Here is an 18,505-nt window from a genome sequence, read left to right as displayed (position 1 = left end):
AAAACTTCACACAGCAAGTTTGTGCTGCGCCAAACTTGAGCCATTAGCTATTCCTAAAAGATAGTCGCAGCGTGGAGGCTAAATGTGATGAATGAGATGCAACAAAATAAGAATACCAACCTAGGTACAAACTTTCGAGGATGGAATTCCGTATATAGTTTTACGTTTCGACAAGCAACAAAAGGTGTTGGATTTAAGGTGGTAACAGCACTAGTTGCGTTATTAATTATTGCTGGTTTAATCTTAGTTAATGTACTAGTAGCAAAGCCAAAAAATGAAGATGAAGTGAAACCGTCTAATATTACAAGTGTTTATGTATTAGATCAAAGTGGAATAGCTACGGCTAATTATGATAGCTTGATGAAACAGTTTTCACCGCTGATTTTTGGAAATACAAAGTTTATTATAATGGAAACAGGGGAGCGTACGGAAGCAATACAAAGTGCAAGTAATGATTCTGCTACTTCCATTGCAGTAAATATTACAAAGAACGAAGACGGCTATCTAATTGAAGGCTTAATACCAGAAGGTTCTGCCATAACGGAATCCGATTCTACAAAGCTGCTTGAATCCATGAAGCAATGCTTTGAAACAAACAAATTAATGCAAGCAGGGCTTTCTGTTACACAATTAACGACAGCATTAAAGCCAATGAATTCTGTGATAACAGAAGTAGGTGAAGATAATAATCCAGCTACATTTATAATAAAAATGATAGCACCTATGGTATTTGGGTTATTACTTTACTTTATGTTGTTATTACATGGTCAGACAATCAGCAAAGAGGTATCAACAGAGAAAACTTCGAAGTTAATGGAAACTTTATTAACCTCGATTCACCCATATGCGATGATTACTGGAAAGGTACTAGCAATTTCATCCATTGCTATTTTACAGTTCCTAACTTGGGTTATTTCTGTATTTATTGGATTGTATGGAGGTACTGCGGTTGCCCATGCAATTTATCCAGAGTATGAGAATTCAGTAATCACAATTATCAATTTCTTAAAAGATAATGTTGGTGAATCCGCGTTCTCATTACCAGCAGTGATCATAGCTATCTTAGTATTCTGCGTTGGTTTCTTATTCTATTGTGTATTAGCAGGACTTGCGGGATGTATGGTTACCAGACCAGAGGATGCAGCTAGTACACAGGGCGTGTTTGTATTTCCGATTTTAATCAGCTGGTTGGTATGCTATTTTTCAGCTGCTGCAGGGAATGAAGGAGTATTAAGAATTGCGAGATATATTCCATTTACAGCACCATTTTGTGTTCCGGTAGATTTAATTACTGGTACGATTGGAATTGCACAAGGAATTGTTGCATTCTTGCTTTTAGCAATATTCTCAGTCTTGGTTATTATGATGGCTGCAAGAATCTATCGCGGCTTAGTGCTATACAATGGTCAAAAATTAAATTTAAAAACAATGTTTCAGGTGCTAAAAGCGAAACAGTAAGTAAATAGAAATGTAAAAATAATATAAAAAGTATTGTAAAAAGTAATATAAAAAGTAATGTAAAAAGCTGTTGTATGATAGCTCCTTTGAGGAAGGAGAAATTATTATGTAACAGCTTTTTTTTTGTTAGGAAATTATGCTGAAATTCCTTATCAATGAAAAATTTTCCGGAGGATTCAGAATCTAACCTCATACGTTGAATTACATTGTTTCGCAACACGTTTGATAGCAAAAAATGAACTTATAAAATTCTTAGTATATTTCTAAAAATTAACTTAAAAAAATATAACGTTAACGTTAACGAATATTTCTAGTGACAAACGTGTTTTTATAGGATATAATGTCATTACATGGGTGGGTTATTAACAAGAAGCTACTGTACAGAGATATATAAGCTACTGTATTATATGTAATGAAGTTTCTGTTAATAAAAAAGTACAATAATATAACGAAAAATAACGGAGTCGAGGTGGAGTATGAAGAAAAGAGTTACCATTGCTGAAATAGCAAAGAAGTGCAATACTTCTATTGGTACAGTAGATCGTGCTTTGAATAATCGTAATGGAATTCATTCAGAGACGAAAGAATTCATCTTGCAGACTGCCAAAGAGATGGGTTATCAGACAAACCCAATTGCAGGAGCATTAAGCCGTAAGAAATCGATACGCCTAGGGATTGTATATTGTGAAAATCATGCTGATTTTTATGATTATGTTACCAGAGGAATTGAACAGGCGGCAAAAGAATTGCAGTTTTATGGAGTTGAAGTAACACAGTGGAAAACGACTAATATATCATGGGAAGAACAGCTTGCTTTGTTGGAATCTATTGACATAAAAGAATATGATGGTTTTGCAATCAACTCTGCAGGTATGAAAACGGATGTTATGATAAATCGGATGGTAGAATTAGGAATACCTGTATTAACCTTTAATACAGATGCACCAGCAACAAATCGTTTTTGTTATATAGGTACGAATGCTAGAGGAGCAGGTAACTTAGCAGGTGAGCTGATTGGAAAGCTTATGGGACAAGAAGGAAAAGTAGCTGCACTAGGTAGTTTTTTAGCAACTAATTCCTTCATTGAACGTTTTATAGGGTTTTATGAAGTAATCCAACGAGAATATCCCAATATAACACTTTGTCCACATTCAGAATGTTTTAATGACACCCAAAGTGCCTATCATGAAACACTACGTGTGATAAAGGAGAACTCAGATATAAAAGCACTATACATAACTGGTTCTTCAGGTACAGTAGGCGCGATTGAGGCAATGAAAGAGCTTGGAAGAAAAGATATCATATTAGTGGGCTATGATATTACGAAACCAACGATTCAGGCATTAAAGGAAGGATGGTGTACTGCTGTTTTATATCAGGATCCTTATTTTCAAGGATATCAAGCTGTGAAAGTATTAGCGAAACATATCTTAGAAGGATTTGTACCAAGAATACCATTATTGACAGTAGATACCAAAATTGTGATGAAATATAATTTAGAGGATTGTGGGAATACTTCCTTGTTTTTATCATAAATGATAGAGATGCCTAGAATTATAAAGTAATAAAATTACGAAATAGTGAGCTAAATCTACAATAAAAATAATTGTAGTAACTCAAAAAAACATCAAGTAACTCAAAAAAACATCAAGTTAGTTAATTCAAGAAAAAAGTTATTAGGAGGAATATGGTATGAAGATGACATTTCGTTGGTATGGAGAAGGGAATGATAGTATTACATTAAAGCAAATCAAACAGATTCCTGGATGTAGTGGTTTAATGGGAGTACTTGACCAATATGCAGCGGGTGAAGTTTGGGAAGAGCCAGTAATTGCAAAGTACGTAGAACATGTTCATAAGGCAGGTCTTTTAGTTGAGGTAATCGAAAGTGTCAATGTACATGAAGATATTAAGTTGGGACTTCCTAGCAGAGATCTTTATATAGAGAATTACATTCAGACTATTAGAAATCTTGCAAAACACGGAATTAAAGTTATTGTTTATAATTTCATGCCAGTACTTGACTGGTTAAGAACTGACTTAGCACGTGTAATAGATGAAGATGGCTCCAATTCTTTATACTATGATGAAGAAGAATTATTAGGCTTAACTCCGCTTGAAATTGTAGAGAATACCAGCAAAAATTCAAACGGTTTCCGTCTTCCGGGTTGGGAGCCAGAACGCCTGAAAGAATTAGAGAATGTTCTAGCAATGTATAAGGATATCGATCCTGATAAATTAAGAGAAAATTATAAATATTTCTTAGAAAGAGTTATTCCAGTATGCGAAGAGTGTGATGTTAAGATGGCAGTTCATCCAGACGATCCAGCATGGCCAATCTTTGGATTACCTAGAATTGCTCATTCCAAGGAGTTATTTGATAAAATCATTGAGTTATACGATAGCGAAAGCCATACAATTTGTCTCTGTACAGGATCTTTAGGTTCAAATCCAGAGAATGATATTCCAGAAATAATTCGCTACTTTGGTGGTAAAAACCGTGTAGGATGCTTCCACGTACGTAACGTTAAGTATTTAGGATATCGTAAGTTTAGAGAAAGCTCTCATTTATCCAGTGATGGTTCTTTAGATATGTTCGAGATTATGAAGGCAATTCATGAGACAGCTCCAGATACTTATATCCGCCCTGACCATGGACGTATGATTTGGGATGAAGTAGGTAGACCAGGATACGGCTTATACGATAGAGCATTAGGTATCGCGTATTTAAATGGTATATGGGAAGCATTAGAGAAGTCAAACAAATAATAAAAAATAGATACGAAAAAGTGAGGCCACTATGAAGTTAAATAGAAAAGAAATCTTAGAGCAAAAAGAAAATTTTCAAAAAGCTGAGATAAAACTTCCTACCTTTGATTATGAGAAAGTGAAGGAAGATACGAGGAAAGAACCGACTTGGTTACATTTTGGGGCCGGTAATATTTTTCGTGCATTCCCAGCTGCGTTACAGCAAAAGCTTCTCGAAGAAGGAATTGAAAAGAAGGGTCTTATAGTTGCTGAAGGATATGATTATGAAATTATAGACAAGCTATTTACTCCACATGATAATTTAAGTCTTTTAGTTACCTTAAAAGCGAATGGATCTATCGAAAAGAATGTGATTGGCAGCATTGTTGAGTCATTACGTGTTGATGAAGCATTTGTAGAAGATAAACAAAGATTAAAGGAAATCTTTTGTTCTCCTTCCCTTCAGATGGTTAGTTTTACGATAACTGAAAAAGGATATCAGGTAAACAAAAGTAACGGTGAAGTTATACCAGATATAGCAAAAGACTTTGAAGCAGGACCTAAGAATGCAAAGAGTTATCTTGGTAAATTAACTGCTCTTTGCTATGAGAGATATCTTGCAGGCAAGTTACCATTTTCTCTTGTAAGTATGGATAACTGTTCTCATAACGGAGATAAGCTTTATGCTGCAGTAGATACATTTGCAAAGGAATGGGAAGAAAGAAAATTAGTAGAAGAAGGATTTGTTTCCTATATTGAAAATCCCGAACTTGTTGCATTCCCATGGAGTATGATTGATAAAATCACACCTCGTCCTGATGAGAGCGTAAAGAAGATGTTGTTAGAAGTCGGATTTGAAGATGTTGAGGATGTCATTACTAGTAAAAATACTTATGTTGCACCATTTGTAAATGCAGAAGAGGCAGAGTATCTAGTGATTGAAGATGCATTCCCTAATGGAAGACCTGATTTATCAAAAGCGGGTGTTATCTTCACTGACAAGGAAACAGTAGATAAAGTGGAAAAAATGAAAGTTTGTACTTGCCTTAACCCACTTCATACAGGTCTTGCGGTATTTGGATGTTTACTTGGATATACAAAGATAAGTGAAGAAATGAAGGATATGGATCTGGTACGTCTTGTTGAAGGCCTTGGATATGTTGAGGGACTTCCTGTAGTTGTAGATCCAAAAATCATGGAACCAAAAGACTTTATTGACACTGTAATTAAGGTTAGAATTCCTAATCCTTTTATGCCAGACACTCCACAGCGTATCGCAACCGATACTAGCCAAAAGCTTTCCATACGATATGGAGAGACCATCAAAGCTTATCAGAAGAAAGAAGGCACACCAATTCGTAGCTTAAAACTCATCCCATTAGTACAGGCAGCATGGGTTAGATATTTACTTGGTGTTAATGACGAGGGAGAGAAATTTGAAGTTAGTCCTGATCCATACTATGAAGAATTAAAGAAGGTTCTAGATGGCGTTGAATTAGGGAAATCCCTTCCACAAACCTTTCAAATTTCTGCCATCTTAACTCGCAAGGATATCTTCGGGGTGGATTTATACGAAGTTGGTTTAGGTGAGTTAGTAGAAGAATACTTTACTAAGATGTTAGAAGGTAAAGGTTCTGTTAGAAAAACTCTCAAAGAAGCTTTAGATAAATAGTCTAAGTGTTGATTTATGACTGCATATGAATTGCTTTTACCAATATAAAAGATGATATATGATAAAACATATAGATATTTAGTGAATAGGTGTTAGATAAATAAAATAAGTTATAATATATCGCTAAGCTTTAGATAAAATTTAACGATTTAAAAGGAAGTATCCTACAAGATAGAGCGTGAATCTCTTTTTTGTAGGATACTTCTTTTTTATGGAATCTTTTGGAATCATATTTAGAAAAATAGGAAAAAAGGAGGATAAGAAAAAAATATTTTTCAATTGACTTTTATAAGTTATATGATAATATGTAAATAGTTCTAATAAAATACCATAAAACAATGCTAATTTGTTCAATATGTATTATTAGAATTAAAAAAGTAAAAAGCATTTTCATTTAAAAAAGAAAATTATTTTCAATATTTGATAAAAACTATGAAATATTGACAAAATTGAAAATGCTAAAATATCGAAAAGGAGAGAAAGAGAATGAAACATCGAATTACTGCATTGCTTCTTTGTCTAACTATGTTACTAGGAATAATAGGTGTCGATCCTGTAACGGTAAAGGCAAGTGAACCATCGTTCGATTTGAAGATTGAAACAAAAGATGGTCAGAAGAAAACAATTGATTTTGTAAATCCAGTATTTACAGCAAGTGGAGGGGCTATTACATTTAAGAATTCTATCTCACTTTTTTCTACGGGAAACAGACCATATGTTAGTGAGGGCTCTATTAAAACTAATGTTGCGGTAGTTGTTAATAGCAAAATGGAGGTTATTCAAGTCATTAATCAATCCATAAATGGTGCAAACCCATCATTTACAGAATCTACCGATGTAGCGGTACCAGAGGGAGGATTTGTTTTACTTGCTAGCGATAACTCCTATGCGACTGCAGGATTTAAGTCCTTCTTAGCGAAAAATTTCCAAGTTGGAGATAGTGTAAAGTTATACAATGGTGATACTGAAATATCACTAGAAGAAGCACTTAACAGCTACCCAGTGGAAATTCCAGGCGGTGGAGATAATAATCAAACAGATTTTACATATACCTTAGAAAACTTAGTAGTTGAGACTGCATTTGATCCAGACTTTGGAAGTACTGGTGAAACAAAAGCAATTGATTTTGTAAATCCGAACTTTGCTGGACCAGTATCAGTACAAAACTCGATCTCTATATTCACTTATGGTAATCGTCCATGGGTTAGTGATGGATCTATAACAACCAATGTTGCAGTTGTAGTTGATAAAAATATGATTGTAAAACAGGTGATCAATCAATCGATCAATGGTGCAAATCCATCATTTAAGGAATCTACAGATGTGCCTGTACCCGAGGGTGGTTTTATCCTTTTAGCAAGCGATAGTAGTTATGCAACAGCAGGATATAAGAAATTTCTTGCTACTAAGTTTAAAGCTGGCCAAACTATTAAATTAAAAGTAAATGAAAAGACAGTGAGTGTAGCGGAAATTTTAAAGTTAACTGGTCAGAATGGAAATATTAAAAAGCATGCTTCCTTATCAGTTGCGCAGGAAGGTATGCAGACCATTACAGAAAGCTCTTTCACAATTTCAGGCAAGGTTAATAATTTAGAAGACGGCGTAACTTATTCTGTAAGAGTAGATCAGATAAATGATGGTAAGGAATATACAGAAAAAATTCAAGCAGATGGGACTTATGCTCTAACAGTACCAGTAGCTCAGGGAGCGAATTACTATGATGTAACATTAATTGAAAATGGGGTAGATTATACTGAAAGTACAAAGAACGTAATCCTATTCCAGAGAGTTAGGGCATCTGAGAATAAGCCTGTTATTTTATGGATTGATCAGTTTGCAAGCGTTAAAAATTTAAATACTGTTGAAAAGATTCAAAAGATGATGGCAAACGCTAAAAAAGCTGGTATCACTGCATTAGCATTCGACGTAAAAGGAGTCGAAGGTTATGTCTCTTATAAAAAGGCAACCGTAAGCAATACACCATACATGACAGAAACCAAGAATCCAAACAAAGCAGTTGCTATGGATATTGATTTTCTTGAGGAGATGCTAGCAGAAGCACATGCAAATGGAATTAAGTTATATGCTAGTTCGAATTTCTTTACGGAAGGTAACATTGCAACAAATGATTTTGCTCTAGATATTGCAAAAAATCATCCTGATTGGGCAGAAGTATTTCAGACTCCAGAAGATAAGGGAGAATTAAAAAGCATTCTAAATTCCTCCAGAAAATCCACCTTACTTTTTGTAAATCCAGGTAATGAAGAAGTAAGGAAACATGAATTAGATATAGTAAGAGATGTACTTGAAAACTATGCTGTTGATGGTATCATCTTAGACCGTGCTAGATATGATAATCAGTATGCAGATTTTAGTGATTTAAGCAAAGAGCAATTTGCGGTATACCTTGAGGGAAAAGGAAAAACACTACAAAACTGGCCAGGTGATGCGTTCCAGATTAAGGCTGATGGATCTATGGTAACTGGACAGCATTATCTTGAATGGTTAGCTTATCGTAGTACTGTGATTGAAAGCTTTGTTTCTGAATTAAAAACTTTAATGAATCAATATGAGGTATCTCAGAATAGAAACATAGATTTAGCAGCATATGTTGGTTCCTGGTATGAGTCATATTATCAAAATGGCGTTAACTGGGCAGATTCCTCTTTTGAATACAATGAACGCCTAGGTTTCCCTATGGAAGAACTTTATGCAAAAGAGTTTGAATATTCTAAGACTAGTTATATTAAACATATTGACTTCATCATGACAGGATGTTATTACACAACCGAAGCTTTGATGCAGAAATATACAACATTAAATAACATCTTAATAAATAACAAAATTCCATTGTATGCTTCGATTGATCTAACGAATTTATCAGAAGCACCAGATCAGAGAATGATTTTCCAAGCAGCGTATCAGCATAGCGAAGGATCGATGATCTTCGATCTATGTTTTGTTGATTGGGATAAACTTCGCTGTGCGATAGCAGATACCGAATATAAGAATGCAGCAGTAATCGGGGTTTACAATCCTAAAACTCAGGATGTTTTGACAGTGGATAACATTGATACTGCCAGAGCCGAAGATAAAATAACAATTTATACCGATGCCTATGGTACAAGTACGGGTACCAATCAATGGGGCGTTGAAGTTGTTGTAGATGCAAAAGGAAACGTAACAGAATTGAAAAACCAGAGACAGGCAGCAGACTGGAACTGGGCAACACCAGAAATAAATGATAGTTTGATACCTGAAGGTGGTTTCGTATTATCAGCGGTTGATCGTTCGGGATCTCGTGTTTATAGACAGCTCCTAGCAAATACATTTCATGTTGGTGATAAAGTTGCAGCTGCTATTTTGACTGGATTCCTTGATTATGAAGAAAAAGTATATACTTCTGCTACAGCGGATATTGAAGTAAAGGTACAAATCTTTGGCCAGGATCAAAATACTGTTGTAAAGATTGGCGATAAAGAAGCAATCGCGAAAGAGGATAATAATTATTTGGCGAAGCTTAACTTAAGCAATGGTGTCAATTTGATACCAATTACCGTTTACGTGGATGGTCTTAAAGTTTTAGAGAAAACTATATCACTTACAGCTACATTAACGCCTGTAACACCAACGGTAACTCCTCCAGTAACCGGGCCATCTGAAAATGGAAATGGAGATGGAAAAGTTGAGACGGATGATAAGAATGTTGTTATAGATGACAAAATGCTTGATAATATTTCTATAAATTCTTCTATATTTAAGCTTTATGTAGGTGGTAATAAAGACAATGAGCGTCAGCTTAAGGTTAACATACCAAACTCTATCCTTAAGCTTGAAAAAGATAAGAAGGCAACTGTTGAAATTACTTATCAATCATCAAATCCTAAGGTGGCTAAAGTGGGTAAAGATGGAAATATTACCGCAGTTGCTGTTGGTAAAGCAGTGATTACTACCGCGGTTACAGTGAATGATAAGACAACTACGTTTGAAACAGTAGTAAACGTTTTGAAAGCTTCGATTAAGATTGTATACGATGATAATACAACAAAAGTAGGTACAAAAGTGACTGCACATTGTATGGCAAGTGGCTATGATATTTCAGAAATACAGTGGGGAACTACAAAGAAAAAGATTGCTGTTGTTGGTAAGAATACAGGTAAGCAAAAAGTAAATATCTCTACACAGTCCGCTGGAAAAGATGTGATTATTGTGTATGTCATGAAAGGAAAAGAAAAAGTTGTATTAGCAGAAAAGGATATTACAGTAACAAAGTAAAAGAAAAGGAGCTGTTGCACTATGTAATTAGTGCGACAGCTCTTTATTTCATTTGCCTCCCAATTTATATTTTTTCAGTAATGATAAAAAAGGTTCGCAAAGAATCATAGATTGTAAAATCCACCTTTATCACTGGGACTTTACTTAGAATTGTTTACTTGGATGATAACAATTTCGGATTTACTACCGAGCCTAAGCGGAAATCCCCAGCAACCAATACCAGAAGTCACAATAGCATTGTAGTTATCAATTTTCTTATTTCCATAATTCAGTTCATTTATATGAAATATCTTTGTAATTAAGTCGATTGGCCATATTTGACCATTGTGAGTATGCCCGGAAAGTTGTAAGTCTACTCCAAGGGAGGCAGCAGTTTCAAGTTCTAATGGCTGATGGTCTAACAGAATCATATATTTATTCATATCTAATGGTTTGATTAATTGAGATATCGTTTTTCGCTTAGAATTATGAAAATAGCTTTTGTCACTGCGTCCGATTAGATAAAAACTATGATTGATCATGATACTTTCATCCTCTAAGATTGTGATATTGTTTTTGGTAAGGTTATCAATTATATCATTTTTTGATATAGAAACGAGTGGGCGATAGCTATTTGCATCATGGTTTCCAAATACATAATAGGTACCGTAAGTACTTGACAACGTTCCAAAAGTTTGACAGGCAAGTTCCATAGTTTCTTTATCTGTACTTTCATCGAAGATATCTCCAAGTAGTAGAATAACATCGGGATTCTTTTCATTGATTTGGGTACAATATTCCTCTAATTTCTTTGCATTCATGGTAGTACCCAAATGTAGATCAGAAATCATTGCTATCGTTAACTTATCTCTTTCTAATGTTTTTTCGGTCTGCAATGAATACTCCGTAATTTCTACATGTATAGCACTGTAATAACTTAGAATCAGAAAACATATTGTGATAAGAAAGGCAAGAATACCACTGTGATAAAGCTGACTCCACTTTTTCTTAAGAGCATCTGACTTTAGAGCTTTACGAAAAACTAAGTGAAGAATATCACAGATTATAAAAGCATAAATCAAATATATAATTACGACTATAGTAACAGCAGATACTGAATATGTCAGAATCAAGCAAATTGTAATTAAAGCAATGGATAATAAATTAGGAAGCCATGTTGGATGAGTAAAACAGCGAATCCAACTAAAATTTTTAAAATGCATAAATAAATATGCCACTGCAAGTAGCATAATACTAATAATTAGTATCGTAAAGATATTAAACATTCACACATCTCCTAGCTATAGTACTTCTAATGCCTTAGTGTACCATGTTATGGCAAATAGTATCAAGCTTATTAGCATAAAAAGCTGAAAGTTTATATGTAATATATTCCAATCCCAGTAAAAACATTTGATTTTGAAAAGAATTTATTTGTATCGAGAAATTTTATAAGTTATAATAATGAAAGAAGGAGGGGTAATATGTACCGAAAAAGAATTGTTTGCGGAATTGTTGTGCTAATTGTTCTAATTGGAAGTATCATCTATCTACGAGTATCGGAAGCTCGCGGTTGGAACAAACATGATGATATCTTTACGGAAGACAACAGTATCAACCTAACTCCTACGGAAATGCCAATTGGTGATGGTGCTATGATTATTTCGCCTGGTGAATCGCATTTTGGTGATGATTTACTATTTTTAGATTTTCACTTATCTTCAAATTTCTTAACATAGAGAGGAAGAATTTCTTTAAATATGTGGTTGATTAAAGTATCGATCCATGTTATTATAGGTTCAACTATGAAAACGTCTTAGTTACATTAAGACATTGATAGAGGTGCAACAATTATGAGTACCCCATCCGTAATCAGGCTTTGGATGAAGGGAAAGGAATTGCTGCCGAAGTGGTCTTTCGCTGCCTGTGAGTAAAGATTGCTGGTCTGATGCAGAATATGTATCAGACTGTCACATGATATTAAGCAAGCATTGATTCAAATCTTTGTTTGTATGTGGAGCGCTATCATAACTGAAATCAAGCATGTGCGGAATATTCCGTTTAACTTCCTTATGTAGAATTTTAGTCATGAAGCAGCGCTAAGACTGTTTCATGGCTATTTTTTTATTTAAGGAGGATGTTATGAAAGTGAAAATGAGAAAATGGTATAGTTTCTTAATTGCCTTATTTGCGGTGATGATGTTGTTTACACCGATTACATGTAAAGCAGAAGAAAATACCACATTTAACTCTGTAGAAGAGGCGAAAGAGTATATCTCACAGCAAGAGGAATTAGCAGGTTCTGCGGGTGAGAACATAGCGGAAGCAGAACAGTATATCAAAGAAAAAACGGTACCAATGTATGCCACGATATGGGCATTGGTACCACCGCTTATTGCGATTGGTTTAGCATTAATTACAAAGGAGGTTTACTTCTCCTTATTCGTTGGTATTTTAACAGGTGCTTTGTTTTATTCTAACTTTAATTTGGAAAAGACGATACACACAGTGTTTGTATCCGGCATGATTAGTAAGCTGTCTGATGTCGGTAATGTTGGTATCTTAATCTTCTTGGTTATTTTAGGTATCATGGTATCACTTATGAACAAAGTTGGCGGTAGCGCTGCATATGGTAAGTGGGCAGGGCAGAAAATTAAGTCAAGAAGAGGAGCTATGCTATCTACTTTTGGTCTTGGAGCTTTAATCTTTGTAGATGATTATTTTAACTGTTTAACTGTTGGTAGTGTTATGAGACCGGTAACCGATAAGTATAAGATAAGTAGAGCGAGACTGGCTTACATTATTGATGCAACAGCAGCACCTATCTGTATCATCGCACCGATTTCTTCTTGGGCAGCAGCAGTGTCTGGTGTTGTTGAAGGAAATGACGGGTTTACATTATTTTTAAAATCGATCCCATATAATTTCTATGCTTTGTTAACTATTGTAATGGTAGTGGCCATGGCAATCATGCAGTTTGACTTTGGCCCTATGAGAAAGCATGAAGAGAATGCATTAAAGGGTGATCTTTTTACCACAGAGAATCGTCCATTTGAAGACGGTGAGGTAGTATCCAATGGGAAAGGAAAAGTTATCGATCTTATACTTCCGGTTCTTGTATTAATTGTTTGCTGTGTTGGTGGAATGGTTTACACTGGCGGGTTCTTTCATGGAGAAGCTAGTTTTATGGAAGCCTTTGCTAATTGTGATGCATCCCTTAGTTTAGTTTATGGTTCTTTCCTAGCTCTTGTAATTACATTCTTTTTCTATATTGTAAGAAAAGTGTTAACTCTAAAAGAATTTGCAGAATCATTAACAGATGGCTTCAAAGCTATGGTTCCAGCAATTTTAATATTAATATTTGCATGGACATTAAGTGGAATTACTAATAAGCTTGGAGCAGATGTTTTTGTGGCTAATATAGTTAAGAATAGTGCAGGAGCATTGCAATTATTCTTACCAGCAATTATCTTTGCTATTTCAGTTGGCTTGGCATTCGCAACTGGTACCTCTTGGGGAACCTTTGGTATACTTTTACCAATCGTAGTTGCTATTCTTGAGCCAGGTAGTGAGATGTTAATCATGTCAATTTCTGCTTGCCTTGCAGGTGCTGTTTGTGGTGATCATATCTCACCAATTTCTGATACTACAATAATGTCATCAGCGGGGGCACAGTGTGATCATATGAATCATGTTACTACACAGCTTCCTTATGCATTAGTTGTAGCAGCGGTAAGCATGGTATCCTATATTATAGCTGCATTTGTTCAAAATGTTTGGATTTCATTACCAATCGCTATTGCATTAATGTTAACCGTTCTTTTCATCATGAAAGCAAAATATGGTAAGGATGATGGAGTTCAATAAGTATAAATTAAATATATTATAAAAACGTTTAACAAAGATATCCCTGCTTTCATCGGAGCTAACTAGAATATAAACTAGATGGCGAGAGATAGAAAGTGGGGCTATTTTTTATTAAGGATAAGGAAGAGTTTGCTGCTCATACATTATTTTGGTAATAAGAATTGTTTGTAATTAACAAGTGACGGAAGTTATTTAGTCTCTTTAAAATTCATTATTGAAGTTCTTAAATTTAAACTTAGTGTATAATTTAAGTAATATAAATATGATTTTAATTTATATTTACAAACATATGGAAATAGTTTACTATATTAATAGCTTTAGACCAACAACATGATTGCTGTAATTAAATTAATGGAGTGAGTTTATGAACAATTTTTTATTGATAGCTGCTATTATAGTTACCATCTACGGAGTCTATAACATCATGAGACCTATTTTTATAGGGAAGAAATTACGAGATAGGTATCAGGTTATGTTTTTAGCTCCGAAATCGGTATATTTTTTCATAATCATATTTGCTTTGGCCACTATTACGAATATATTACTTTATATCCATTACAATAGTTTCATTTTTCTTTTCATTGCAAGTTTATGTTTTACCATCGGATGTACAGAATTTTCGAAAAGTTATATGATATTTTTACACGAAGGTTGGTTTATTGATGGTACATACTTTACGTTAGAGGAGGTTGTTAATCATGGAGAGTTCTACATATTACCTCATCTGAATTTTAGAAGTATTTTTAAGGTCGCAACAAAAAATAAGAAATCCTATGGATATGTATGCAAAAAGAAAGAAGGAATCATAAATAATAGGATTAGGTCAGCAGGAATTGTAAAGTCTTAATTGAATTGTTTTATGACGTCAAAGAAAAAATTACATAACGAGGAAACTATGTTTAAATTAGAAAATAAAGAAAAAAACTACTTATTATTAAAAGAAAAGAAGTTATATCAGGCATTTTTATATCTTGCGCTGCCGGTTATGGCTGCCAATCTTTTAAAATCAGTTCACGATTTGGTTGACACTTATTTCATAGGGCAGTTGGAAAATTCAGTAGCTGCCCAGGCGGGGATTTCTATTACTTGGCCATTGCTTAATATATTTCTTTCCTTAAGTTCCGGATTAGCTATAGCTGGTGTTGCTATTATCAGTCAATTTCTAGGTGCTAAGGACAAAGAGTCAGCTAGAGAATATTCTGGTTTATTATTTATCCTAAGTATAGGAATAGGTTTAGTTGTAAATGTGTTGTTGTTTTTATTTTCACCTTTGGTTCTTCATTTAATGGGAGCGAAAGGAGGGGTTTATGACTCTGGTCTAACTTACCTTCAAGTACGTTCTTTTGAAATGGTATTTCTATTCTTATTTACTGCATTCCAGTCAATGAGACAAGCAAGAGGGGATACCGTAACACCAGTCATCTTTTCAGTAATCTCCATTCTTATTAACATTGTACTTACTGCATTATTTACCAGTGTATTAAACATGGGAGTATTCGGAGCAGCAATAGCGACGCTAATAGGACAGGCTGCAATTGCTCCAGCATTATTATTCATGATGTTTCGTAAGTCTGATGAACTCTCTCTTAAAAAAGAGCATCTTAGAATAAAAATGGATACAATGAAAAAACTGATTAATATTGCGATGCCATCCGCAGTTAGCCAGGCTTTAAGTTCCTTAGGATTTCTTATTTTACAAACTGTAATCCTAAGTTATGGGGAAGTAGTGGCAGCAGCTTTTAGCTTAGGCAATAAGGTATCCAATCTATTATTGATACCGATTATGGCAATAGGTTCTATCTTAGCAGCATTTGTTGGGCAGAATATAGGAGCCTCGAATAAGGAGAGAGCAAGAAAATCATATCATATCAGCAGAAATATAGCCTTAACTTTATCAATAGTTGGATGCATTCTCATCTTTCCGTTTCAATCTAAGATTCTTAGGTTATTAACTAATGATGCGGAAACATTAAAAGTAGCGATGGAGTATATGATTTGGGTACTACTAACTCAACCATTGATGGCACTCTTTCAGAATTATATGGGAGTATTTAATGGTTCTGGTAATACAAGGTATTCCTTAATTATTTCTTCAGTAAGGCTATGGGCGATACGTTTACCTTTAATTCTTATCTTAAAGCAATTTACTAGTTTGGGTAGAAGTGGAATTTGGTATGCAATGGTGATTAGTAATATTATAATCTTAATATTGGCACAGAATTTATTTCGTAATGTTGACTTTGAGAGAAAAGTGTAATCTTAAACCTAAGGTTTTGATGTATGCAGAGAGAAGAGTTTTGCATTTTTAATTTTAATCTACTTGTATGCAGCCAGAATGGATTTACTATGTATAATCAAAAACAAAAAGAACATTATGATAGTAAAGTAAAGAATTATGACAGAAATCAATTTTAAATAAGTGAAGGTTATTACGATTCCAAATTTAGTTATTTTTGAAGTGGAAGGGAAGAATGAAGAAGAAAAGGAATATACTTATTATAGAGATAAACTTCAAAGGATGAAATGATTAGTCCTTTCTTGTATTTTGTGTAAACAAATAAAATAGTACTTGTATTGTGATAACCTTCCGTATACAATAAGTAAGGATGAGGAGGTTATCACAATGCCACGTAAGAGACTAGGGCACATATTTGCTCTTTTTACGATTCTGATTTGGGGAGCAACTTTTATAGCAAGTAAGATGTTATTAACAGAATTTTCACCTTTTCAAATTATGTTAATGCGTTTTATTGTTGCATATGTAGTTCTATTTATTATGAATCACAAATTACATAAGATAATATGGAAAGATGAGATTATGTTTTGCCTACTTGCTATATTCGGAAGTACCTTATATTTTATTTGTGAGAATATTGCACTAACCTATACACTGGCTTCGAATGTTGGCATTATCATTGCATTAGCTCCAATATTAACAGCATTATTAGCACATTTTACGACGCGAGATGAACGTTTACACAGAGGAATCTTTCTAGGTTTTTGCGTTGCTTTTATTGGAGTTATGTTGGTAGTGTTTAATGGGACCGTATTACTTAAATTAAATCCTATGGGGGATATCTTATCTTTACTTGCAGCAGTTATGTGGGCGGTATACTCTACATTACTAAAACGTTGTGTACATAAATACGATGGTATTTATCTAACAAGGCGAGTTGTATTTTATGCAATACTTACGACTTTACCTTTAGTCGTAATGGAAAATAAATATTTTCCTTTGGAAGCATTAAAGGAGCCTAAACTTTTTCTTAGCTTGATGCTTTTAGGTATCTTAGGTAGTGGTATCTGTTACGTCACATGGAACTATGCATCAAAATGGCTAGGTATTGTTGTAACAAATAATTACATTTATCTGAATCCGTTTGTTACAATGGTTGCAGCAGGAATCCTCTTAGGTGAACCGATCACAACTATGGGATTACTTGGATCAATATTGATTATCGGTGGTATTATTATATCTGACCGAATGAAAAGCAATGAAAATATAGAAACTAAAAATTATGAAATTGGGAAGGAATTATAGGAACAATTGTCATGAAGGAAAAAGAAAACATGGGGATAAAGTTGGAAAAAGTACAGCCGAAGGTTACGAAAGAGGTAAAACTGAAGGCTAAGAAAGAAGTACAGACAGTAACAGTTAAGCTTGAAACAAAGGATAAGGTTGAAATCACAGAGCAACATAATCCTGTTAAAAAAATTGTAAGTGATTATTTGTTGATCACATTTAGTGTTATTCTTATCATGATGGGGTCTTATTATTTTAAGTTTCCGAATGATTTCACGTTCGGAGGAGTTACCGGTCTATCTGTTGTAATTGGTAAGCTTAAGTTAATGACACCTGGTACTGCCAACCTTGTTTTAAATATCATCTTATTAATCATTGGCTTTTTCTTTTTAGGAAGAGGTTTTGGAGTAAAAACAGTATACTCCAGTTTATTGTTATCCTTTGGTTTATATATTATGGAATTTATTGATCCAGTTACTGCACCACTTACGGATGAACCTTTCTTGGAACTTATTTTTGCTGTAGCACTTCCAGCAGCCGGTGCTGCTATTTTATTCCGCATCGGAGCATCGGGTGGAGGTACTGATATCATCGCTATGATTATTAATAAATACCTAAAGATTTCTGTTGGTAAGGCTTTATTATGGTCAGATGTTTTAATTACATTAAGTTCGGTATTTATCTTAAGTTTTAAAACTTTTTTATTTTCAGTGTTAGGTATGTTTTTAAAATCATTTGTTATTGATGATATGATAGAAAGTATGAATCAGAGTAAATATATGAATATTATTTGCACAAAGCCAGATCTCATCTGCGAGTATATCACGCATGAATTAAAAAGGAGTGCAACAATATGTCAAGCAGAGGGCGCTTATAGTCATACTCAGAAAAACTTAATTTTGACCGCAATGAAGCCAGCACAGGCAAACAAATTAAGAGCTTACCTTGCAAAAGTTGATCCTACTGCCTTTACTACTATCATT

Annotated in this window: 12 protein-coding genes and 1 riboswitch; of the genes, 11 read left to right on the top strand and 1 reads right to left on the bottom strand. The window is 34.2% G+C overall.

Annotated elements, in window-relative coordinates; genetic code table 11:
• The first annotated feature begins 87 nt into the window (after positions 1-87).
• The 5 genes from RTP52_RS13705 to RTP52_RS13685 all read left to right on the top strand — a co-directional run bounded on the left by RTP52_RS13705 (position 88) and on the right by RTP52_RS13685 (position 10,153).
• Complete coding sequence (locus tag RTP52_RS13705; protein WP_312372032.1) at positions 88-1,458, top strand: ABC transporter permease; 1,371 nt, start codon at positions 88-90, stop codon at positions 1,456-1,458.
• Positions 1,459-1,934: 476 nt separating this feature from the next.
• Positions 1,935-2,993, top strand: a complete 1,059-nt coding sequence (locus RTP52_RS13700; RefSeq protein WP_312101688.1) for a LacI family DNA-binding transcriptional regulator — start codon at positions 1,935-1,937, stop codon at positions 2,991-2,993.
• Positions 2,994-3,150: 157 nt separating this feature from the next.
• Complete coding sequence (gene uxuA / locus RTP52_RS13695; protein WP_312372028.1) at positions 3,151-4,227, top strand: mannonate dehydratase; 1,077 nt, start codon at positions 3,151-3,153, stop codon at positions 4,225-4,227.
• Positions 4,228-4,258: 31 nt separating this feature from the next.
• The gene (locus RTP52_RS13690; RefSeq protein ID WP_312372026.1) at positions 4,259-5,878 is read left to right on the top strand and encodes a mannitol dehydrogenase family protein; all 1,620 of its coding nucleotides are present in this window, start codon (positions 4,259-4,261) and stop codon (positions 5,876-5,878) included.
• Positions 5,879-6,364: 486 nt separating this feature from the next.
• Complete coding sequence (locus tag RTP52_RS13685) at positions 6,365-10,153, top strand: family 10 glycosylhydrolase (protein ID WP_312372024.1); 3,789 nt, start codon at positions 6,365-6,367, stop codon at positions 10,151-10,153.
• 140 nt (positions 10,154-10,293) lie between these two features.
• On the opposite strand, the gene RTP52_RS13680 is transcribed toward RTP52_RS13685, so the two are convergent.
• Positions 10,294-11,418, bottom strand: a complete 1,125-nt coding sequence (locus tag RTP52_RS13680; protein ID WP_312372023.1) for a metallophosphoesterase — start codon at positions 11,416-11,418, stop codon at positions 10,294-10,296.
• A 198-nt stretch (positions 11,419-11,616) separates the two neighbouring features.
• Here RTP52_RS13680 and RTP52_RS13675 point away from each other — a divergent pair, with 198 nt between their 5' ends.
• The 6 genes from RTP52_RS13675 to RTP52_RS13650 all read left to right on the top strand — a co-directional run.
• Positions 11,617-11,871, top strand: a complete 255-nt coding sequence (locus tag RTP52_RS13675; RefSeq protein WP_312372020.1) for a hypothetical protein — start codon at positions 11,617-11,619, stop codon at positions 11,869-11,871.
• 90 nt (positions 11,872-11,961) lie between these two features.
• Positions 11,962-12,165: riboswitch (Lysine riboswitch) on the top strand.
• Between the two features lie 325 nt (positions 12,166-12,490).
• Positions 12,491-13,999 carry a Na+/H+ antiporter NhaC family protein gene (locus RTP52_RS13670; protein WP_312101691.1) on the top strand — a complete coding sequence of 503 codons (1,509 nt, stop codon included), beginning with the start codon at positions 12,491-12,493 and terminating at the stop codon, positions 13,997-13,999.
• A 364-nt stretch (positions 14,000-14,363) separates the two neighbouring features.
• A complete protein-coding gene (locus tag RTP52_RS13665; protein WP_312101675.1) occupies positions 14,364-14,846 on the top strand; it encodes a hypothetical protein in 483 nt (160 codons plus the stop codon).
• 48 nt (positions 14,847-14,894) lie between these two features.
• The gene (locus RTP52_RS13660; protein ID WP_312372019.1) at positions 14,895-16,256 is read left to right on the top strand and encodes an MATE family efflux transporter; all 1,362 of its coding nucleotides are present in this window, start codon (positions 14,895-14,897) and stop codon (positions 16,254-16,256) included.
• 366 nt (positions 16,257-16,622) lie between these two features.
• Positions 16,623-17,540: a DMT family transporter gene (locus RTP52_RS13655; RefSeq protein WP_312372017.1), complete on the top strand. Its 918-nt coding sequence runs from the start codon at positions 16,623-16,625 to the stop codon at positions 17,538-17,540.
• A gap of 11 nt (positions 17,541-17,551) precedes the next feature.
• On the top strand, positions 17,552-18,505 hold a 954-nt coding region (locus tag RTP52_RS13650; RefSeq protein WP_312372016.1), incomplete at its 3' end, for a YitT family protein.

Source organism: Lachnoclostridium sp., from assembly GCF_031997925.1.
GTDB lineage: Bacteria > Bacillota > Clostridia > Lachnospirales > Lachnospiraceae > Lachnoclostridium.
The sequence above is the reverse complement of the archived record's forward strand: the minus strand, read 5'-3'. Positions and strand labels throughout refer to the sequence as shown.